Origin of the sequence: Protofrankia sp. Cas3 (assembly GCF_963555955.1) — a bacterium.
Classification (GTDB): domain Bacteria; phylum Actinomycetota; class Actinomycetes; order Frankiales; family Frankiaceae; genus Protofrankia.
Map to the genome: position 1 here is coordinate 1 of NZ_CAUVXP010000278.1, position 1,664 is coordinate 1,664.

General features: G+C 69.2%; 1 protein-coding gene. It reads right to left on the reverse strand.

The features are described 5' to 3' along the window. The coding region (locus tag U9983_RS27040) for a TIR domain-containing protein (protein WP_322756720.1) at positions 1–1,633 on the reverse strand (1,633 nt) is incomplete at its 3' end. Positions 1,634–1,664 lie beyond the last annotated feature (31 nt).

Here is a 1,664-nt window from a genome sequence, read left to right on the forward strand (position 1 = left end):
GCAGGTAGGTTCCAGTCCGGTCACACAACCAGGACAGACCATCAATGGTGGCATCGGCATCGGTGTGCCCGAGCACGGCGCTGACGTGGGGCAGATGAACCCGCCATACCGGCCAGGCGTTCAGGTTTCGGATGATGTCTTCGGGCAGAATGCCACGGAACAGCCGTATCAGGGTGCCGGCCCGCACCTGTCGTACCTCACCACTCATGGCCCGGCGGGTCGCAGCCTGCACCAGCCGGTGCACATCCACCGTGTCCCGGTCACGGTCACGGCGGGCCAGACTGTAACCGACCAGCGCACCGACCGTAGCCGCCCACACCGCCCGATTCCCGGCCGCCTCTTTCAACAATCCGTCGTCGAACCCGGCCGGATCGGCAAACAAGCCCAAAGGGATCTTCTCCGGGTCGCACAGCGCCCACAGTTCCAACAGTTCCACCGAGGCCGGGCAGTCAATGCGCAGCCGCTGTAGAGACAGGTCCCACAGCACCCCAACGGTGACCCCCGGCCGGTCAGCCACATCCCCTTCGCCGAGCATGTCCCCGAGCTCGTCGGCGAGGAGCTCGGCGTACTCGCCCGGCGGGGTACCGGTCTGATCGAGATAGCCGGCGGCCTGCTCCACCGCCAACGGCAAATCCCCCAACAGCTCACAGATCCGATCGGCAACCGTCGGCTCCAACGCCGGGAACCGGTCCGTGAGCATCTGCACAGACTCGGCGCGGCGCATCGTGGAAACCGTCACGGTGCCACCGAGTGCGGTCAAACCCCGCAGCCGTGACGTCACCAACAGCCGGCCCGCCCCCGGCGACGGCCGAAGCCCCTTAATCATCGTGATCGTGTCAGGATCGTCGGCGTTGTCGAACACCAGCAGCGACCGGGGTTCGCGCGCCCACGCCGCGACCACCGCGGCCGGTTCCGCATCGGCAGGTAGCCCCACCGCGGGGGCCAACCCGGCCAGATACCCGCCAATCAACTCCGGCTGCTCAGCCGGCACCCAACCCACCCGATCGAACCCGTCGGCATACCGGTAGATGTACTCCACCACCAGCGCGGTCTTCCCGACCCCGCCCATCCCCGCCAGCGCGGTCACCGCCACCGACCCCGACACCGCCAGCCGGCCATGCAGCTGATCGAGCAACGCTTCCCGGCCGACGAAATGCGCCAACCGAGCCGGCACATGCCCCAGCGCCGGCAGATCCGGCGGGAACACCGGAGCCGCCCCCACCGCCACACCACCAGCCGACCCGCCAGCAGGCCCAGCGCCCGGGAACGCCGGCTCGACCATCGGTTTGACACGTTCAGCGCGCGCGGCCTTCACCACCCGATCCGCCGCGATGCCCCGCTCCACCCCAAACAAATCCACCGACACGACCTGACCAAGCAGCCCCGGCCGGTCGCAGTCCTCCACCCGGAACACCAGCAGCTTCCGCGCCCGACCAAGCGGATCAGCCCGCCAGGCCGCCTGCCACTCCGCCGCCGCGAACGCCGACGTCAGATAGGCCGCCGACAGCACCACCACCGTCCGCGGCGACGTCTGCGTCGCCTGGTGCATCGCCTCCACAAACCCCGTCCCGGCGCCGAAATCCCACGCCTGGATCACCACCCGGTAGCCGGCAGCCTCCAACGTCCAGGCCATCCACTCCGCCCACGCCTGATCGCGCCCGGTG